The following is a 17,877-nucleotide window of genomic DNA, read 5'->3' as shown; positions in this document are numbered from 1 at the left end:
CCAGGGTTTGGACCTCAAGCCTTGGCACCGCATGTGGCCGAGCGAGGGCCGCCGAGACCGCGCCAGTCGGCGCAGGTCCCGCGCAGGTCCCTCACGGGAATCCTCCCCGACGCCGCCGGCGACGCGCCCCCTTGACCGGGCCGCGCGCACCGGCCGGCCGCAGGGACCGGCGCGGTTGTGCGTCCGCGCAGCTGTATTCGGGGCCGTCCAGGCCCGTACGCAGCCGCGCGGCTGCCCGCCCGCCGCTCGCTCTCGGCCCCTCCACACGGAAGAGGCAGCACCCTGTCCACCACCGCTGAACCCACGAAGACCACCTTCCGGGACCTGGGAATCCTCCCGGAGACCGCCGAGGCCCTCGAGTCCGTCGGCATCGTCCACCCCTTTCCGATCCAGGAGATGACCCTGCCGGTCGCGCTGACCGGCCACGACGTCATCGGCCAGGCCAAGACCGGCACCGGCAAGACCCTCGGCTTCGGCCTCCCGCTGATCGAGCGGGTCGTCGTGCGGGCCGACGTCGACGCCGGCCGGGCGCAGGAGGAGCAGCTCTCCGACTGCCCGCAGGCGCTGATCGTCGTCCCGACCCGCGAGCTGTGCACCCAGGTCACCAACGACCTGCAGACCGCCGGCAAGGTCCGTGACGTGCGCGTGCTCGCCGTCTACGGCGGCCGCGCCTACGAGCCGCAGGTCGAGGCGCTGAAGAAGGGCGTCGACATCGTCGTCGGCACCCCCGGCCGTCTGCTCGACCTGGCCGGCCAGAAGAAGCTGAACCTCTCCAAGGTCCGCGCGCTGGTCCTGGACGAGGCCGACGAGATGCTCGACCTCGGCTTCCTGCCGGACGTCGAGAAGATCATCACCATGCTGCCCGCCAAGCGGCAGACCCTGCTGTTCTCGGCGACCATGCCGGGCCAGGTCATCAGCCTCGCCCGCCGGTACATGAGCCAGCCGACGCACATCCGCGCCGCCGCGCCGGACGACACCGGCACCACCGTCGCCAACATCGAGCAGCACATCTTCCGCGCGCACTCGCTGGACAAGGTGGAGATGGTCTCGCGCATCCTGCAGGCCGACGGCCGCGGGCTGGCGATGATCTTCTGCCGCACCAAGCGGACCGCCGCCGACGTCGCCGACCAGCTGACCCAGCGCGGCTTCGCGGCCGGCGCCGTGCACGGCGACCTCGGGCAGGGCGCCCGCGAGCAGGCGCTGCGGGCGTTCCGCAACGGCAAGGTCGACGTGCTGGTCTGCACCGACGTCGCGGCCCGCGGCATCGACGTCGAGGGCGTCACGCACGTGATCAACTACCAGTGCACGGACGACGAGAAGACCTACCTGCACCGGATCGGCCGCACCGGCCGGGCCGGCGCCTCGGGCACCGCCGTCACCCTGGTCGACTGGGACGACATCCCGCGCTGGCAGCTGATCAACAAGGCGCTGGACCTGCCGTTCAACGAGCCGGAGGAGACCTACTCCACCTCGCCGCACCTGTACGAGCTGCTGAAGATCGCGCCGGGCACGAAGGGCATCCTGCCGCGCTCGGAGCGGACCCGGGCCGGGCTCGGCGCGGAGGAGGTCGAGGACCTCGGCGAGACCGGCGGGCGCGGTTCGCGCTCCGGCGGGCGCGGACGCGGCGGGCGGAGCGGCTCCGGCCGGGCTGCGGCCGCCACCGAGCCGGCCGCCGCAGCCGAGGAGAAGCCTGCCCGTCAGCCCCGTGAGCGCCGGCGCACCCGCCGGGGCAGCGCGGTGGACGGGGTCGCGGCCGTCGTCGACGGGGCGCCCGACGCACCTGTCGCGCCCGGCGCGCCGCAGGCTCCGGCCGCCGTCGAGGGCGCCGAGGGCGAGGGGGCGGCGCCGCGCCGCCGTCGCCGCCGCTCGCGCGGTTCGGCGTCGGGCGAGGGTGCGGCGGCCGAGGCCACCGCCACCGTCGCGGAGGCCGCCGTCGTGGAGGCCGCCCCCGCCGAGGCCGCGACCGAGGCCCCGGCCGCCGAGAAGCCGAAGCGCACCCGCACCCGCTCGCGGGCGAAGGCCGAGGCTCCGGCCGAGACCGTGGCCGCCGAGGCCGCCGAGGCCGCCGAGGCCGCCGTCGAGGCTCCGGCCGCCGAGAAGCCGAAGCGCACCCGCACCCGGACCCGCCGCCCGGCGGCCGCCCCCGAGGCGACCCCGGAGAGCTGACCCGCATCCCCCGCGCGAAAGGGGCGGCCCGGACCCCCGGGCCGCCCCTTCGGCGTTCCCGGGAACATCCCGGTCCTGTCCTTCGGATCGCATCCGCCCGGCATGACCCGGAGGAGAGGATCTAGGCTCGGGGTTACCCGCCAGTTCGCCCCGGTCGCCGGAGGTCCGTTCATGAGCACGCCGCCGTTCCTCGCCCTCCCGCCCTGTGCGCGCGCGCTGCGGGTGGTGACGGCGCGCGGGGAGTTCGCGGCGCTGCGGGCCGAGCCCGCCGGGGCCGTGCGCGGCTCGGCGCTGCTGGTGCCCGGGTTCACCGGCAGCAAGGAGGACTTCATCGCGCTGCTGGAGCCGCTCGCCGCGGCCGGCTACCGGGTGACCGCCGTCGACCAGCGCGGGCAGTACGAGACGGGCGGGTCGGACGACCCGGCCGCCTACGAGCCCGCCGCGCTGGGCGCGGACGTACGGGCGCTCACCGCCGCGCTGCTGGCCGAGGACGGTGCCGGGCCGCTGCACCTGCTGGGCCACTCCTTCGGCGGCCAGGTGGTCCGCGAGGCCGTTCTGGCGCAGGCCGCGGCAGGCGGCGCGGCACTGCCGTGGGCCTCGCTGACGCTGGTGTCCACCGGTCCCGGGGCGATCGACCCGGCCGAGGCGGAGCGGACCCGGCTGCTGATCGGCGTCCTGCCCACGATGGGCCTGGAGGAGATCTGGCAGCTGATGCAGGAGATCGAGGAGGGCGGCGGGGACCGCGCCCGCCGCCCGTCCCCCGAGGTGGCCGCCTTCCTGCACCGCCGCTGGCTGGCGAACGTGCCCCAGGCGCTGATCACCACCGGCGGCCACCTGGTCACCGCACCGGACCGGGTGGAGGAGCTGGCCGCCGTGGTCGCCGCCGGCCTGCCCGCCCTGGTGCTCTCCGGTGTCCGGGACTACGCCTGGCCGGTGCCGGAGCAGACCGCGATGGCGCGGCGGCTGGGCGCCCGCCGGGTCGTGGTGGCGGACGCCGGGCACTCTCCGAACGCCGAGCGGCCGGCCGCCACCGCCGAGGCCCTGCTGGCCCTCTGGGGCTGACACCCAGGCCCGTTCGGGCCGACCGCGGGGCCCCACCTCGACGGTTCCCTGAGGTTCCTGGTACAAGGGGGGCGACAAAATTCGTTAGTTGCGGTAATATTTGATTCGGTCCTGGAAACATCGTCGACAGTGCCGTCGGCGTTCCGTCGACGCGATCCATCCGAAACCAGGACTTCACGGACGGGCAACGACCCGGTAGCAGCGCCACCGCAGCGTGGTTCACGAGGGACCACACGCCTTTGGCGAGCAGGGGGGAGCCCTCTTTGTCGCGACAGCGGTCGGCCGACGAACCGACCCGACGGACCCCGAACAGGCTGATACCGACTCAGCCACGACCGCCCCGCCCGGCGGGGTCAGAAAAGGACAGGCCCATGCGCTTCGAGATCCTCCGACTGGACGACGCCCACGGCACCGCCACCGACCGCCTCATCGCCGACGCCGAGACCGTCCGCGAGCTCGTCCAGGCCGCCGCCCGCACCGGCGAACGCCTGCTCATCCGTCCGTGCCCGACCGTCTGACCGGGCGCGGCCCCCGGGAGCCCGAACGCTCCCCGGCCGCCGACGAGCCCGGCCCGTCCGATCCGGACGTTCCGATACCCGACTGACGCCCCGTCATCGCAGCAGCGACAACGGGGCGTCAGTGCTTTCCGGGCCGCGGCGGCGGCGCCGCGCACCCCCGCGCACGTCAACGCGGTACGACGCGCCGTACGCCGTCCGGAGGGCGCACCCCGGCGCACGCGGCCGACGTTTGCCGCCGCTCCGCACTGGACATTTCCCAACAGGAGCCGCCCGCACGCGCCCACCCCGCGCCGCGCGGGCACCCGCCGCCGACAGGTGCCGCCGAGCCGCCCTCCGTACGGGTGATCGTCCTTGACGCGGCGGTCCGGAGGGAGGAGCGTTGACGGCTATGAGGGGCGAGCCAAGCTGCCCGAGGTGCGCCGGTCGGGTCCGCGCCCCCGGTCTGTTCTCAGACACGTGGCAGTGCGACCGGCACGGCGCCGTGCACCCGATGCAGCCGGTGCTGCCCCCGAGCGTGGAGGCGCTCGGCGTCGCCGTCGCCCGCTCCCAGGTCCCCGTCTGGCTGCCCTGGCCGCTGCCGGTCGGCTGGCTGTACACCGGGATCGCGCACGTCGGCGACGACGTCTCGGGGGCCCGGGCCACCGCCGTCGCCTGTTCCGGACCGGCCCCGCTGGGCGGTTTCGGCGAACTGGTGCTGGTCGCCGAGGAGCTGGGGGTGGGGCTCGGCGCCCGGTACGCGGGGCTGTCCGGCCCCGACCCGGGCGACTCCGTCGGCCTCTACAAGCCCGCCGACGCCAAGCTGATGGCGGCCGGCCGGCCGACGCCGATGTTCCACGTGCCGGACGCCCCGGCGGACCGGGCGGTGTTCGTCGGCGAGGCCCGCGGCCTCTGGCTCTGGGCGGTGGCCTGGCCGGAGCAGTCGGCCCTGGTGATGTACGACGAGCTGGTGCTGACCGATCTGCGGGATGCCGGCGCGGAGCTGGACCTGCTGCCCTGCGGGGCCCTGTCGCCCCAGCTGCTCGGCTGAGCGGTTCCCCGCCACGGTCGCACTATCCTGGGCGTCACCCCGCCGGCAGGCCGTGCCGGCGACAGCGCCGCCCGCGCCGACCCCGAGGGAGCCACCACCCGTGCGCATCGACCTCCACGCCCACAGCAACGCCTCCGACGGCACGGACAGCCCGGCCGAGCTGGTCGCGGCGGCCGTCGGGGCCGGGCTGGACGTGGTGGCGCTCACCGATCACGACACCGTGGCGGGCCATACCGAGGCGGCCGACGCGGTGCACGCGCTGCCCACCGGCACCCGGCTGACGCTGGTGCCCGGCGCGGAGCTGTCCTGCGTGGTGGACGGCATCTCGATGCACCTGCTCGCCTACCTCTTCGACCCGGCCGAGCCCGGCTTCGCGGCGGAGCGCGAGCTGGTGCGCACCGACCGGTTCCGGCGCGGGCGGGCGATCGTCGAGCAGTGCCGAAGGCTGGGCGCGGACATCAGCTGGGAGCAGGTGCAACGGATCGCCGGGGAAGGGTCGGTGGGCCGTCCGCACATCGCCAGCGCGCTGGTGGAGGCGGGCGTGGTGGCCACGGTGTCGGACGCGTTCACCGCGGACTGGCTGGCCAACGGCGGCCGGGCGGACGTCCGCAAGCACGAGACCGACCCGGTGACGGCGGTCCGGCTGGTCCGGGCGGCCGGCGGGGTGCCGGTCTTCGCCCACCCGGGAGCGGTCAAGCGCGGGCGGACCGTCTCCGACGAGGTCATCGCCGACCTCGCGGCGGCCGGGCTGGCCGCGCTGGAGGTCGACCACATCGACCACGACGAGCCGACCCGGGATCATCTGCGCGGCCTGGCAGCCGAGTTGGGGCTTTTGGTCACCGGGTCCAGCGACTACCACGGCAGCCGCAAGACCGTCCGCCTCGGCGAGTTCACCACCGACCCGGCCGCCTACGAGGCGATCGTGGAGCAGGCGACCGGCGCCAAGCCGATCGGCGGCTGAACGCCCCGGCCCTCGCGGCGCCGTGAGGCCGGGTCAGTCCAGCCGCACGCCCCGGCGTTCCGGGTCGCGCAGGTCGGTGCCGTGCTGGAGCCAGCGCTCCTGCAGCGCCGCCGCGCCGTGCACCCGCTTCCAGCCCGCCTCGTTGGGCGTCATCGGCAGCACCGGCAGGAAGCGCACCGGGTCGGCCGGCCCGTCCAGCTCCAGGTCCTCCACCAGGCCGCCGGGTTCGGCCGCCAGGACGGAGGTGAACGGCGCGCCGTCCCAGAGCGGGGCGCCGAGGTCCAGCGAGCCGCCGGGGGCCACCACCAGGCCCTCCACCTGGGGCGTCGCGGCGAAGGTGGCGAGCGCGCGGAGCACGCCGTCGCGTCCGCCGCGGATCGTCAGGACCAGCTCGGCGCGCGGGCCGCGGACCTGGTCGACGACCGTCGCGGTCGGGTCGGCCATCGGCGCGGCGGACATCCCGAGCGTCGCGTAGCGCACCAGGCCCTCGGCGTCCGGGCCGAAGCGCAGCACCTCGATGCGGTCGGCACCGAGGAAGGTGACGGCGGCACGGCCGTTCGGCTCGCCGAAGACGGTGAGCAGCCGGGCCTCGACGGCGGCCAGCACCGCGGTGCGGGAGGGGCCGTGCGGGCTGCCGCCGGAGGGGTCGCCGAAGAGCGGGAAGTCGTGGGCCATGCCGGTGAGCGTAACCCGCGGACCGCGGGGTGTTGGCACGGCCTTTACGTGAACGCGGGCGCGGTAAAGGCGGATCGGATGTTAGTGTGAGCGACTGGCTACCGGGGATTCCGTCCTCGGGGCAGCGGCGCGAAGGAGGTGGTTGCGGTGGATACCAGCCGACCATGCAGTACCGGCAGCTCTACCCGGCCCGATCGCCTTCCCCGTACCCCTCGGAACGCGGGCTGAAACAGCGGGCCTGAGAGCCCCGGCAGCCGCCGGGCCTCCCCCCAGCACCGCGGACCCCAGCCTCCCCGTGCCGACGCGCGGCGGAACTCCGGTCCGGCCGGGAGAGCACCCCACCGACGTCCGGTCGTTCCGTTCCCCGTGCCCCGGCAAGGCACTCAGGGACGGCCGCAGGCGCCGGAGTCCATCGGTGTTCCTCCGCCGTCGCACCGCGGCCACCCGTTGCCGCGTCACCGTGCGTCGGTCCCTGCCCAAGGGAGCCTGCCATGTCGATGATCAGCAGCCTGCGCGCAGCCGTCCGCACCAACCGCCGCCGTTCCGCCGCGGCCCTGTTCGACTCCATCCACCCGGGCCAGACGCCGTCGGCGGTCGTCGACTGCGCGGTCTACCAGCACGGGAAGCGCCACGGCGAGACCTGCAGCCCGCGCGAGGCGGCCCGGCTGGTCAAGGCCTCGAAGCAACTGCCCGACGGGGAGGGCTCGTTCAGCTGGATCGGGCTGCACGAGCCGACCGAGGCGGAGTTCGCGGGCATCGCGCAGCGGTTCGGACTGCACCCGCTGGCGGTCGAGGACGCGGTGCACGCGCACCAGCGGCCGAAGGTCGAGCGCTACGACGACGTGCTGTTCGCCGTCTTCCGGACGATCCGGTACGTCGACCACGACCAGCTCACCCCGACCAGCGAGGTGGTCGAGACCGGCGAGCTGATGGTGTTCGCCGGGCGGGACTTCGTGATCACCGTGCGGCACGGCGGGCACGGCTCGCTGCAGGAGCTGCGGCACCGGCTGGAGACCGACGCCGACGGCGCCGGGCTGCTCAGCAAGGGCCCGTCGGCGGTGCTGCACGCGATCGCCGACCACGTGGTGGACAACTACCTGCTGGTCGCGGACCAGTTGCAGACCGATGTGGACGAGATCGAGTTCGAGGTGTTCTCCAACCGCGGCGGCCGGGGTGCCGACGTCGGGCGGGTGTACCAGCTCAAGCGCGAGGTCCTGGAGTTCAAGCGGGCGGTGGCGCCGCTGCTGCGGCCGATGCAGCAGCTGTCGGAGCCGCTGCAGCGGCTGGTCGACCCGGAGATCCAGAAGTACTTCCGCGACGTCGCCGACCACCTGGCCCGGGTCACCGAGCAGGTGCACGGCTTCGACGAGCTGCTGAACTCGCTGCTCCAGGCCAACCTTGCGCAGGTGTCGGTGGCGCAGAACGAGGACATGCGCAAGATCACCGCGTGGGCGGCGATCTTCGCCGTGCCGACCATGATCACCGGTGTGTACGGGATGAACTTCGAGTACATGCCCGAGCTCCAGTACAAGTACGGCTATCCGATGGTGCTCGGCAGCGTGGTGCTGATCTGCGTCGGGATGTACCGGGGCTTCCGCCGCAACGGCTGGCTCTAGTGCCCAGGCGCCGCCCGGCAGGCGGGGGTTCGAAGACGGGCCCCGGGGCCCGCTAGCGCCGGCCGGCGCGGGCCACCAGGACCAGGCCGGCCAGGATCAGCAGCACCGCCGGGTAGGCGGCGGCCGGGGGCCACTGGCCGAGCCAGAGCGCGGCGATCAGCGCGGCGCCCGGGGTCTCCAGCAGGATCGCGGTCGAGGTGACCGAGGGACCGAGGGTGCGCACCACCCGGTTGCTGAGCGAGTGGCCGAGCAGCTGGGCGGTGACCATCAGCAGCACGATCTGCCACCAGGCCCCGGCGGGCCAGCCGGACAGCGGCGTCCCGGCCGCCAGGCAGACCGCCAGCAGCACGACCGCCGTGGTGGCGTAGCAGACGAGCGTGTACGCGGTGGTGCTGACGGTGCGCCGGACCTCGGCGCCGAGCAGCAGGTAGCCGGCCGCGGCGAGGCCCGCGCCGAGCGCGAGGGCGTCGCCGGCCAGGGCGCGCGGTGAGAGCGAGAGGTCCACGCCGGTGAGCACCAGGACGCCGGCGAAGGCCACCGCCGTGCCGAGCCAGACCATCCGGGGCGCCCGCACCCCGAGCAGCCGCATCAGCACGATGGTCCACAGCGGGGTGGTGGTGACCAGGGCGGTCGCGGAGGCCACCGAGGTCATCCGCAGGCTGGGCATCCAGAGCGCGAAGTGGACGGCGAGCAGCACGCCGGCCGCCATGGCCAGCAGCAGCGCCCGGCGGGGGACGGCGCGCAGTTCGGCGCGGTGGCGCAGCACGGCGTAGGGGCCGAGCACGCCGACCGACATGAGGTTGCGCCAGAAGGCGATGGCCAGGGCGGGCGCGGCGGTGGCGCTGATCAGCGGGGCGGAGAGCGAGATGCCGGTGACGGAGACGGCGAGCAGCAGCAGGTCCGTCCTGGGGAGCGGGCGTATCGGGCCGGCGGCTGCGGCGGGTGCGGGTGCGGGGACCGCGACGGGGGCGGCGGTCTCGGACCGGGCGGCGGGCACGGCGCTCCTCGGTTCGGCGGGGCTGGGCTGGGCGGGCGAGCTGAGCTGGGCGGGCTGGGCGGCTCCTACGGTAAGGCCCGTGCGCCGTCCACGGAACTGTCGCCCGAACCGTGGACGATCGCCGCACCGCACAGGCCGTACGCTGTGCGCCATGGACCGTACGCCTGCCGCAGCCGCGACCGCCGACGACTTCCTCGACCGGGCCCTGCTGGAGGAGGCCGCGAAGAAGTCCGGCCTGCTCTGGGTCCGGGCGGACGGCCAGGAGCACGCGCGGGCGCTCTGGCACGCCTGGCACGACGGCGCGGTGGTGGTGGTCGGCGACGGCGCCGAGCAGCCGCTGCACGGGCTGGCCGGCGGCGCGGGCGCGACGGTGACCGTCCGCAGCAAGGACAAGGGCGGCCGGCTGACCGGCTGGCCGGCGCGGGTGGTCGAGCTGACCCCGGGCGGCGAGGCCTGGCTGGGCGCCGTCGAGGAGCTGAAGGGCAAGCGGCTGAACGCGCCGGACACCGACGCCATCGCCGACCGCTGGGCCCGCGAGTGCCGGGTGCTGCGGCTGGAGCCGGCCGGCACGGCGGGCGCCGAACTCGCCGAACGGCCCGGCGCGATGCCGGAGGACTCGCACGTCGCGGCCCCGCTGCCCACCCCGGCCACCACCCGCCGTCCGATCCCGGCCGGCCTGCCGAAGCTGCTGCTGGGCCGCCGCAAGGGCTGACGCCCCGCCACCCGTCCCGCCCTCCGCCTCGCCCGTCCCCCTCGTCCCTCCCCTCGCCCCTCCCCCGCCGACCGATTCGCCCGGCTTTCGCCGAGCCCGGGCGGAGATGCCCGAGTACGCTTGGCCGCGGGGCGTGCCCGCGCGCCCGACCAGGCGTCGAGCGAAGCGAGGGGAGTCCAGGAGTCCATGGCAGGGCCAGGCAACCGGGTCTTCATCTCGCACCTCTCCGGCATCGCGGTCTTCGACCCCAACGGCGACCAGGTCGGCCGGGTCCGGGACGTCGTGGTCGCCCTGCGGATCGGCGGACGCCCGCCCCGGGTGCTCGGCCTGCTGGTGGAGGTGGTCGGCCGGCGCCGGATCTTCCTGCCGATGACCAGGGTGACCAGCCTGGAGTCCGGCCAGGTGATCACCACCGGTGTGATCAACATGCGGCGCTTCGAGCAGCGCCCCGCCGAGACGCTCGTCCTCGCCGAGCTGCTGGACCGCACCGTCACCTGGACCAAGACCGGCCAGGACGTCACCGTCCTGGACGTCGCGATGACCCAGACCCGGCTGCGCGAGTGGGAGATCGGCAAGGTCTTCGTCCAGGTCGGCCGGGTCGGCCGGCTGCGCAAGGCGCGCGGCGAGACGCTCACCCTGGACTGGCAGGACGTCACCGGCTTCACGCTGCCCGAGGAGAACCAGGGCGCCGCCAACCTGCTCGCCACCTTCGACCAGCTGCGCGCCGCCGACCTCGCCAACGTCATGCACCACCTGTCCGCCAAGCGCCGCGCCGAGGTCGCCGCCGCGCTCGACGACGAACGGCTCGCCGACGTCCTGGAGGAGCTGCCCGAGGACGACCAGGTCGAGATCATCGGCAAGCTGAAGGACGAACGGGCCGCCGACATCCTGGAGGCGATGGACCCGGACGACGCCGCCGACCTGCTCTCCGAGCTGCCCGGCGAGGAGGCCGAACGGCTGCTTCAGCTGATGGAGCCGGACGAGGCCGAGCCGGTGCGCCGGCTGCTGACCTACGAGGAGAACACCGCCGGTGGTCTGATGACCACCGAACCGATCGTGCTGGAGCCGGACGCCACCGTGGCCGAGGCGCTGGCCCGGGTGCGGGTCTCCGACCACAAGCCGGCGCTGGCCGCGCAGGTCTTCGTCTGCCGCCCGCCGAACGAGACCCCGACCGGCAAGTACCTGGGCACCGTGCACTTCCAGCGGCTGCTGCGCGAGCCCCCGTACACCCTGGTCGGCTCGCTGGTCGACGACGACCTCGACCCGCTGCCGCCGGACACCCCGCTCTCGCTGATCACCAGCTACCTGGCGACGTACAACATGGTCGCCGCGCCGGTCGTCGACGACGCGGACCACCTGGTCGGCGCGGTCACCGTGGACGACGTGCTCGACCACCTGCTGCCGGAGGACTGGCGGGAGGCCTCGCTGCACGGCGAACCCGCCGCGAGCCCCGCCGAAGGGCCGGCCGACGGCCGCGACGAGAAGGAGGTGACCGGTGGACGCTGACCGCAAGGGCCGGCGGGACGAGTCCCCGCGCCAGCGGCTCCAGGGCGAGCTGCGGGAGCTGCGCCAGCTGCGCGAACTGCGGGCCCGCGAGGGCGGCGCCCGGGACCGCCGCACCGAGCCCGCCACCGGCAGCAGCCCGGTCGCCCGCAGCCGGCTCGACCAGCCGCGCACCGCCCGCCCAGGGCTGATCACCCTGCCGGCCTACGACCCGGAGGCCTTCGGCAAGCTCTCCGAGCGGATCGCCCGCTTCCTGGGAACCGGACGGTTCATCGTCTGGATGACCGTGGTGATCATCATCTGGGTCGCCTGGAACACCCTGCTGCCCGACGCCGCCCGCTTCGACGACTACCCCTTCATCTTCCTGACCCTGGTGCTCTCCCTGCAGGCCTCCTACGCGGCGCCGCTGATCCTGCTGGCGCAGAACCGGCAGGACAACCGGGACCGGGTCAACATGGAGCAGGACCGGGCCCGCAGCGACCGCAACATCGCCGACACCGAGTACCTGACCCGCGAGGTCGCGGCGCTGCGCCAGGGCCTCGGCGAGGTCGCCACCCGGGACTTCGTCCGCTCCGAACTCCAGTCGCTGCTCAGGGAGATCGACGAGCGCCGGGAGGCTTCCGGGGTGCTGTGACCCGCAGCACGCTACCGACCGGTTATGCACCCCGCGCGGCGCCGTACCATCAAGGCATGGCCAACGAGACAGAGGTCGCGGCCGGCGCCACGGAGGAGTCCGTGCGCCAGGCGCTGGCGACCGTCAACGACCCGGAGATCAACCGTCCGATCACCGAGATCGGCATGGTGAAATCGGTCGAGATCGGCGAGGGCGGCGCCGTGCGGGTCGCGGTCTACCTGACCGTCTCGGGCTGCCCGATGCGCGACACCATCGTCACCCGGGTCCGTGAGGCCGTCGGTCGCGTCCCCGGCGTGACCGGCGTCGAGGTCGAGCTCGACGTGATGAGCGACGAGCAGCGCAAGGAACTCTCCCAGCTGCTGCGCGGCGGCGCCCCCGAGCGGGAGATCCCGTTCGCCAAGCCCGGCACGCTGACCCGCGTCTACGCGGTCGCCTCCGGCAAGGGCGGTGTCGGCAAGTCCTCGGTGACCGTCAACCTGGCCACCGCGATGGCCGCCGACGGCCTGAAGGTCGCCGTGGTGGACGCCGACATCTACGGCCACAGCGTGCCGCGCATGCTGGGCGTCGAGGGCCTGCCCACCCAGGTCCAGGACATGATCATGCCGCCGCAGGCGAACGGCGTGAAGGTCATCTCGATCGGCATGTTCACCCCGGGCAACACTCCGGTGGTCTGGCGCGGCCCGATGCTGCACCGCGCCCTGCAGCAGTTCCTCGCCGACGTGTACTGGGGCGACCTGGACGTCCTGCTGCTGGACCTGCCGCCCGGCACCGGCGACATCGCCATCTCGGTGGCCCAGCTGGTCCCCAACGCGGAGATCCTGATCGTCACCACCCCGCAGATGGCCGCCGCCGAGGTCGCCGAGCGGGCCGGCACCATCGCGGTGCAGACCCACCAGAAGATCGTCGGCGTGATCGAGAACATGTCCGGCATGCCCTGCCCGCACTGCGACGAGATGATCGACGTCTTCGGCACCGGCGGCGGCCAGACCGTCGCGGAGGCGCTCACCCGCACCGTCGGCGCCACCGTCCCGGTGCTCGGCTCGATCCCGATCGACGTCCGGCTGCGCGAGGGCGGCGACGACGGCCGCCCGGTCGTCCTGGCCGCCCCCGACTCCCCGGCCGGCGCCGCCCTGCGCGCCATCGCCGGCAAGCTCGGCGGCCGCCAGCGCGGCCTGTCGGGCCTGTCCCTCGGGCTCACCCCCAAGAACAAGTTCTGACGCGCCGCCAACGGACACGCGCAGGGGCCCGCCGGACGATCCGGCGGGCCCCTGCGCACGTCCGGCGCCGTGCCAGGGCCTAGGGGCGGGTGTAGGCGGTCAGGTCGGGGACGGCGGTGAAGCCGGCGCCGTAGGCGCTGACGCCGCGGCCGTAGGCGCCGAGCAGGACGCCGCGGGCCTCGCCCGCGAGCACCCAGCCGTACTCGGACTCGCGGTAGCGGAACGGCTGCGGCAGACCGTTCACCGGGAGGCTGAGGGTGGACCAGCAGGGGCCCTCCAGGTCGTCGGCGAGGTCCCAGGCGAGCGTGGACTGCTGGTCCAGCCAGTCCTGGCGCCGCGCGCGGTCCAGCTGGCCCGGCCAGGTGGCGGCCAGCAGGCCGGAGCTCGCCAGCCAGGCCGCGGAGGAGGCGGAGGTCGCCTCCAGGGTGCCGGTGTTGTCGGCGCTGCGGCGGCTGTCCCGGCGGGCGACGGTGACGACGACGGCGAACTTCCGCACGTCCCGCGGCTCGAACTGGCGGGCCGGCTCCTCGCCGTGGCCGAGGCTGCCGTAGTCGACGGTGCCGTGGGCGCCCGCCCGCGGGCCGCCGAAGCCGCTCGGCAGCAGGAAGCGGCGGCCGGTCCAGCCCTCGTCCAGGCCGTACCAGGGGAAGTCCGCGGACAGGTACGGCACCAGCGGGTCCGCCGGGCCGGCCTGTCCTCCGACCACGGGTCCGCCGGCCGTGGCCGTCCCCGCCGCCTGACTCGTCGCGTCCATCCCCGGGCCTCCTCAACGACGTGTGCCTGCCGTGGCGCGCTCCCATCGTGGCGTACCGCGGCCTCCCCGCCGACCGTCTTCGGCCCGGAAAGGGCCGGAAAGTGACAGACGGCACAGCGGGAACAATCAGCACAATAGCGGCGCACACGCCACCGCCCCGCTCAACCCCGGGGTCGGCGCCCCGATTCCTCCCGCCTCGGTACGGGCCGCAGGCCACCGCCCCTAGCCGAAGGGGCGCGCCGGTACCGAAAGGGAGGAGCGACAAGCGACTGACGAAGGAGGGGGTGCCGGAGCGAGGAGCGTCGGCGCCGGCTCGAAGCGCCCCGGAGGCGAGCGGGCGAGTTACGTCGCGTCGGGGTCGAACGGGGGGCGCTCGCCGGGGGCGAGCGGGGCCGCGGAGGCGCCGGCCGGGGCGGCGGAGGCGGGGGCCGGGGCGGCGGACTTGTCGAAGGAGACGCTGCCCGTGCGGCCGGTGCCGTTGACCACGGCGGCCGGCTTGTCGTCCAGCACCGAGCGGATGTCCAGGGTGTCCCGCATCTCCTTGAGGCCCAGCGGGTCCTCCTCGCCACCCATCAGCTGCTTGCGCACGAAGGTCTTCGGGTTGAGGTCCTCGAACTCGAAGTCCTTGAACTCCGGACCGAGCTCGCTGCGGATGTCCTCCTTCGCGGTGTCCGCGAAGGACCGGATCTTCCGGATGAAGCCCATGGTGTCCTGGATCAGCTTCGGCAGCTTGTCCGGACCGAAGATCACGATGGCCATGATGGCCAGGGTCAGGATCTCCAGTGTGCCCACGTCGCTGAACACCAAAGCTCCCTAAGCTCGCGATCGGATCGGACGGACGCTCCTCACAGGGTAGTGGCCATCGACGGGTCCATGACCCCCGGTGTGATGAAGCCGTGGTGAAGACCCGCCGATGATCTCTGCCGCGAGGGGCCTGTGCTGCGGCTATCTGTTCTCGTGGTGCAGACCGGCGACGCCGGAACTCGGCGACCGTTCCGGCAAGTCGTACGGCGGGACCGCGCCCCGGGTGACCGCCACCGGGCGCAGCGGCAGGTCCACCGCCGGCACCTGGGCGTTCATCGGGACCATCCCGCCCCGGCCGCCGCCCGCCGGGCTGACCGTGGTGCCGTGCTGCTCGTCGCCCGGGCCGGCGACGCTGCCGACGCCGCCGAGCGTCACCGCGGCGACCGAGAAGGCGCCGGCCGCGGCGAAGACGAAGCGCCGCCCGCGGGCCGGGACCTGCCGGGCCACCGGGGCGGCCGCGGCCGCGGCGGCCGCCAGCGGCTGGACCGGGTCGACCGGACGGGCCGAGCGCCGCCCGATCAGCGGGCGCAGCACCGAACCCCGGCCGAACGCCCGGGGGTCGACGCCGGGCACCGGCGTATCGGCGCCGAGCGCGCCCGCGCCGAAGGAGGCGCCGGCACCGCGGCCGAACGAGCCGCCGTCCAGCCGGCTGCCGCCGAGCGTGCCGGCGGACGGGACACCGCCGCCGGGCAGGTCGTCGTCGTCCCGGCGCCGCGACTCGGCGCGCGGCTGGGAGTCGTCCTCCGGGAGCGCTCCGACGGCCAGCAGCCGGGCCATCAGCCCGGCGGACGGGCCGGGCGTGCCGGTGCGGGTGAGCAGGTGCTTGACGTTGCGGCCCTCGTCGGCCTCGGCGAGGCACTGCGGACAGGTCGCCAGGTGGGCCTGGACGCGCTCGCGCGAGTCGTGGCCGAGTTCACCGTCGACGAAGGCGGACAGCCGGTCCCCGAGGTGGTGCTCCTCGGCGGCGGGCTCGACGGCCCGTACGGCCACGGCGCGCAGCGCCGGCTCGCCCGGGGGTGCCGGCTGCGGCGCGGGGTCGGCCGCGGTGCCGTCCTGGCCCCGGCGGCCCAGGGCGGGCCAGCCCGCGCGGCGGGTGGTGGTGCGGCCGGGCGTCTCCGGGTGGCCCGGTCCCGATCGGCCGGTTCCGCTCACGATCGCCTCCGTCCGCGCCCGCCCGGTGCGACCGCGGCCCCGCCGGCGGCGGCGCCGACCGGCACCGGCAGCTCCTCGGCACTGCCGCCGCGGCGCTCACGGCCGGGGGCCGAGCCGGGGGCACGGTGCTTGAGCGCGGCGCGCAGGTGCGAGCGGCCGCGGTGGATGCGGCTGCGGACGGTGCCGAGCTTGACGCCGAGCGTGGCCGCGATCTCCTCGTAGGAGAGGCCCTCGATGTCGCAGAGCACGACGGCGGCGCGGAACTCGGGCGCCAGGGTGTCCAGCGCGTGCTGGACGTCGGCGTCGAAGTGGGTGTCGCTGAAGTGCTGGGCCGGGCTCGGCTCGCGGGAGGCGAGGCGCTCGGCCGCGTCCTCGCCGAGCGCGTCGAAGCGGATGCGCTGGCGGCGGCGGACCATGTCCAGGAACAGGTTGGTGGTGATCCGGTGCAGCCAGCCCTCGAACGTGCCGGGGGTGTAGGTCGACAGCGAGCGGAACACCCGCACGAAGACCTCCTGGGTGAGGTCCTCGGCGTCGTGCTGGTTGCCCGTCAGGCGGTAGGCGAGGCGGTAGACGCGGGCGCTGTGGGCCTCGACGATCTCCTCCCACGTGGGGGGAGTCCAGGTCTGCGCGTCGGGTCCCTCGGCGAAGGTCGCGAGGGCGGGAGCCTCGGCGGTACCGGCGGCCGGCGCCTGGTGCGCGGGGGCCGGCTGGTCCAGGGTGGAGTGCGCAGGCTGGTTCATCACGGGCTTCGGCGTACGGGTCGACGCGGTGCCGCGGGAGTGCCGCCGCACAGGGACGTCGCCCTCGGCCACACCTCCTCGGTCGGCTCTTCTGCCCAGCAGGGCCACCACCATATCCACCTCGCCCGTCAAGCCCGGATAAGAAGCGTCCGGGACCGGCCGACCCGGATGACCCGGTCCGGAGGGTGTCCGGGAGGTCACGTTCCCCCGGTCCCTGCTCGACCAACGGCCCGCCGCCGTACGCGGTTCCCGTCCGGCCAGTAATCTGTGGCAGGAAATATCGACATCCGCTCCGCGCCGGGCCGTCACCCGGGGCTCCGAAAGAGGCAGCCATCAGCGAGTTCGGGCCCGCGCGCGCGGCCCTCGCCGACACCTACGTCGGCGAGGACGCGGTGCTGACCTACGCCCGGGCACAGTCCGCGCGGACCGGGATACGGGCGATCGGGCCGAGCGGCGGGGCCTGCCTGCGCCTGCTGGCCGCGGCGTTGGACGCCAAGGCGGTGGCCGAGATCGGCACCGGGACGGGCGTCTCCGGGGTGTACCTGCTGCGCGGGATGCGGCCGGACGGGGTGCTCACCACCGTCGACTCCGAGCCGGTGCGCCAGCAGCTGGCGAAGGAGGCCTACCAGGCGGCCGGGTTCGCGGCCAACCGCTCGCGGTTCATACCGGGCCGGGCCCTGGAGGTGCTGCCCCGGCTCGCGGACGGCCAGTACGACCTGGTGTTCTGCGACGGGGACCCGGCGGAGTCCCGGGAGTACCTGTCCGAGTCGCTGCGGCTGCTGCGGCCGGGCGGGATGGTCTGCTTCGAGGGTGTGTTCCAGGAGGGCCGGCTGGCCGAGCCGGAGTTTCAGGACCCGCAGACCCAGTCGGTGCGGGACCTGGTCCAGGCCGTCCGGGAGAGCGACGCGCTGCTGCCCGCGCTGCTGCCGGTCTCGGACGGGCTGCTCTGCGCCGTGAAGCGCTAGGAGCGCCGGAAGGGCCGGAAGGGCCGGAAGCGCCGGAAGGGCTTTCCGGCGGCGTCCGGAAAAGTACGGGGCCCGGGCCGACACGATGGTCGTACCCGGGCCCGGCAGCACATCTCCAGGAGATGGCGAGCACCTGCTGCGGTCAGCCGCAGGCCTTCTTCAGGGCCTCGCCGAGGGCGTCGGCCTCGTCAGGCGTGAGCTCCACCACGAGGCGTCCGCCGCCTTCGAGCGGAACGCGCATGATGATGCCCCGCCCCTCTTTGGTGACTTCGAGCGGGCCGTCACCCGTCCGCGGCTTCATGGCCGCCATGCTCGTTCCCCTTCCTGCAACCGCTCAGCTACGCACCGGCAGTCCGTCCACCGCCGGTATCGAA

Annotated in this window: 18 protein-coding genes; 11 read left to right on the top strand and 7 right to left on the bottom strand. The window is 74.6% G+C overall.

Features of this window, described 5'->3' with window-relative positions; translation table 11 throughout:
- Positions 1-396 precede the first annotated feature (396 nt).
- From ACFU9E_RS02810 to ACFU9E_RS02790, 5 genes are all read left to right on the top strand, one after another.
- The gene (locus ACFU9E_RS02810) at positions 397-2,166 is read left to right on the top strand and encodes a DEAD/DEAH box helicase (protein WP_380680540.1); all 1,770 of its coding nucleotides are present in this window, start codon (positions 397-399) and stop codon (positions 2,164-2,166) included.
- 171 nt (positions 2,167-2,337) lie between these two features.
- Positions 2,338-3,228 carry an alpha/beta fold hydrolase gene (locus ACFU9E_RS02805; protein WP_380680537.1) on the top strand — a complete coding sequence of 297 codons (891 nt, stop codon included), beginning with the start codon at positions 2,338-2,340 and terminating at the stop codon, positions 3,226-3,228.
- A gap of 371 nt (positions 3,229-3,599) precedes the next feature.
- Complete coding sequence (locus ACFU9E_RS02800) at positions 3,600-3,746, top strand: hypothetical protein (RefSeq protein ID WP_350563393.1); 147 nt, start codon at positions 3,600-3,602, stop codon at positions 3,744-3,746.
- Positions 3,747-4,134: 388 nt separating this feature from the next.
- The gene (locus ACFU9E_RS02795; protein WP_355363707.1) at positions 4,135-4,773 is read left to right on the top strand and encodes a DUF6758 family protein; all 639 of its coding nucleotides are present in this window, start codon (positions 4,135-4,137) and stop codon (positions 4,771-4,773) included.
- Positions 4,774-4,873: 100 nt separating this feature from the next.
- Positions 4,874-5,734 carry a PHP domain-containing protein gene (locus ACFU9E_RS02790; RefSeq protein WP_380680533.1) on the top strand — a complete coding sequence of 287 codons (861 nt, stop codon included), beginning with the start codon at positions 4,874-4,876 and terminating at the stop codon, positions 5,732-5,734.
- Between the two features lie 33 nt (positions 5,735-5,767).
- On the opposite strand, the gene ACFU9E_RS02785 is transcribed toward ACFU9E_RS02790, so the two are convergent.
- Positions 5,768-6,409, bottom strand: a complete 642-nt coding sequence (locus tag ACFU9E_RS02785) for a suppressor of fused domain protein (protein WP_380680530.1) — start codon at positions 6,407-6,409, stop codon at positions 5,768-5,770.
- Positions 6,410-6,900: 491 nt separating this feature from the next.
- Between ACFU9E_RS02785 and corA the strand changes: the two genes are divergently transcribed.
- Positions 6,901-8,025 carry a magnesium/cobalt transporter CorA gene (gene corA, locus ACFU9E_RS02780; protein WP_380680527.1) on the top strand — a complete coding sequence of 375 codons (1,125 nt, stop codon included), beginning with the start codon at positions 6,901-6,903 and terminating at the stop codon, positions 8,023-8,025.
- Between the two features lie 52 nt (positions 8,026-8,077).
- On the opposite strand, the gene ACFU9E_RS02775 is transcribed toward corA, so the two are convergent.
- Complete coding sequence (locus ACFU9E_RS02775) at positions 8,078-9,022, bottom strand: DMT family transporter (RefSeq protein WP_380680524.1); 945 nt, start codon at positions 9,020-9,022, stop codon at positions 8,078-8,080.
- A gap of 151 nt (positions 9,023-9,173) precedes the next feature.
- Between ACFU9E_RS02775 and ACFU9E_RS02770 the strand changes: the two genes are divergently transcribed.
- From ACFU9E_RS02770 to ACFU9E_RS02755, 4 genes are all read left to right on the top strand, one after another.
- A complete protein-coding gene (locus tag ACFU9E_RS02770; protein ID WP_380680521.1) occupies positions 9,174-9,734 on the top strand; it encodes a hypothetical protein in 561 nt (186 codons plus the stop codon).
- A 186-nt stretch (positions 9,735-9,920) separates the two neighbouring features.
- Positions 9,921-11,240 carry a magnesium transporter MgtE N-terminal domain-containing protein gene (locus tag ACFU9E_RS02765; RefSeq protein ID WP_380680518.1) on the top strand — a complete coding sequence of 440 codons (1,320 nt, stop codon included), beginning with the start codon at positions 9,921-9,923 and terminating at the stop codon, positions 11,238-11,240.
- A 76-nt stretch (positions 11,241-11,316) separates the two neighbouring features.
- Positions 11,317-11,871, top strand: a complete 555-nt coding sequence (locus ACFU9E_RS02760; protein ID WP_380680596.1) for a DUF1003 domain-containing protein — start codon at positions 11,317-11,319, stop codon at positions 11,869-11,871.
- A gap of 56 nt (positions 11,872-11,927) precedes the next feature.
- Positions 11,928-13,088, top strand: a complete 1,161-nt coding sequence (locus ACFU9E_RS02755; RefSeq protein ID WP_380680515.1) for an Mrp/NBP35 family ATP-binding protein — start codon at positions 11,928-11,930, stop codon at positions 13,086-13,088.
- A 79-nt stretch (positions 13,089-13,167) separates the two neighbouring features.
- Here the strand turns inward: ACFU9E_RS02755 and ACFU9E_RS02750 are convergent, their stop codons facing one another.
- From ACFU9E_RS02750 to sigE, 4 genes are all read right to left on the bottom strand, one after another.
- Positions 13,168-13,842: a hypothetical protein gene (locus ACFU9E_RS02750; protein WP_380690146.1), complete on the bottom strand. Its 675-nt coding sequence runs from the start codon at positions 13,840-13,842 to the stop codon at positions 13,168-13,170.
- A 342-nt stretch (positions 13,843-14,184) separates the two neighbouring features.
- Positions 14,185-14,646: a sec-independent translocase gene (locus ACFU9E_RS02745; protein ID WP_380690148.1), complete on the bottom strand. Its 462-nt coding sequence runs from the start codon at positions 14,644-14,646 to the stop codon at positions 14,185-14,187.
- A 141-nt stretch (positions 14,647-14,787) separates the two neighbouring features.
- Entirely contained in the window at positions 14,788-15,798 is a 1,011-nt protein-coding gene (locus ACFU9E_RS02740) for a zf-HC2 domain-containing protein (protein ID WP_380714714.1), read from the bottom strand.
- Positions 15,795-16,538, bottom strand: a complete 744-nt coding sequence (sigE, locus tag ACFU9E_RS02735; protein WP_380686370.1) for an RNA polymerase sigma factor SigE — start codon at positions 16,536-16,538, stop codon at positions 15,795-15,797. The genes ACFU9E_RS02740 and sigE overlap by 4 nt, the downstream gene beginning before the upstream one ends.
- 332 nt (positions 16,539-16,870) lie before the next feature.
- On the opposite strand from sigE, the gene ACFU9E_RS02730 reads away from it, so the two are divergent.
- On the top strand, positions 16,871-17,503 hold the full coding sequence (locus ACFU9E_RS02730; protein WP_380686369.1) for an O-methyltransferase: 633 nt from the start codon (positions 16,871-16,873) through the stop codon (positions 17,501-17,503).
- Between the two features lie 142 nt (positions 17,504-17,645).
- Here the strand turns inward: ACFU9E_RS02730 and ACFU9E_RS02725 are convergent, their stop codons facing one another.
- Positions 17,646-17,813, bottom strand: coding sequence for a DUF3117 domain-containing protein (locus tag ACFU9E_RS02725; protein WP_014137929.1), 168 nt, complete (start codon positions 17,811-17,813; stop codon positions 17,646-17,648).
- Positions 17,814-17,877: the final 64 nt, after the last annotated feature.

Source organism: Kitasatospora sp. NPDC057595 (assembly GCF_042800875.1).
Classification (GTDB): domain Bacteria; phylum Actinomycetota; class Actinomycetes; order Streptomycetales; family Streptomycetaceae; genus Kitasatospora.
The sequence above is the reverse complement of the archived record's forward strand: the minus strand, read 5'-3'. Positions and strand labels throughout refer to the sequence as shown.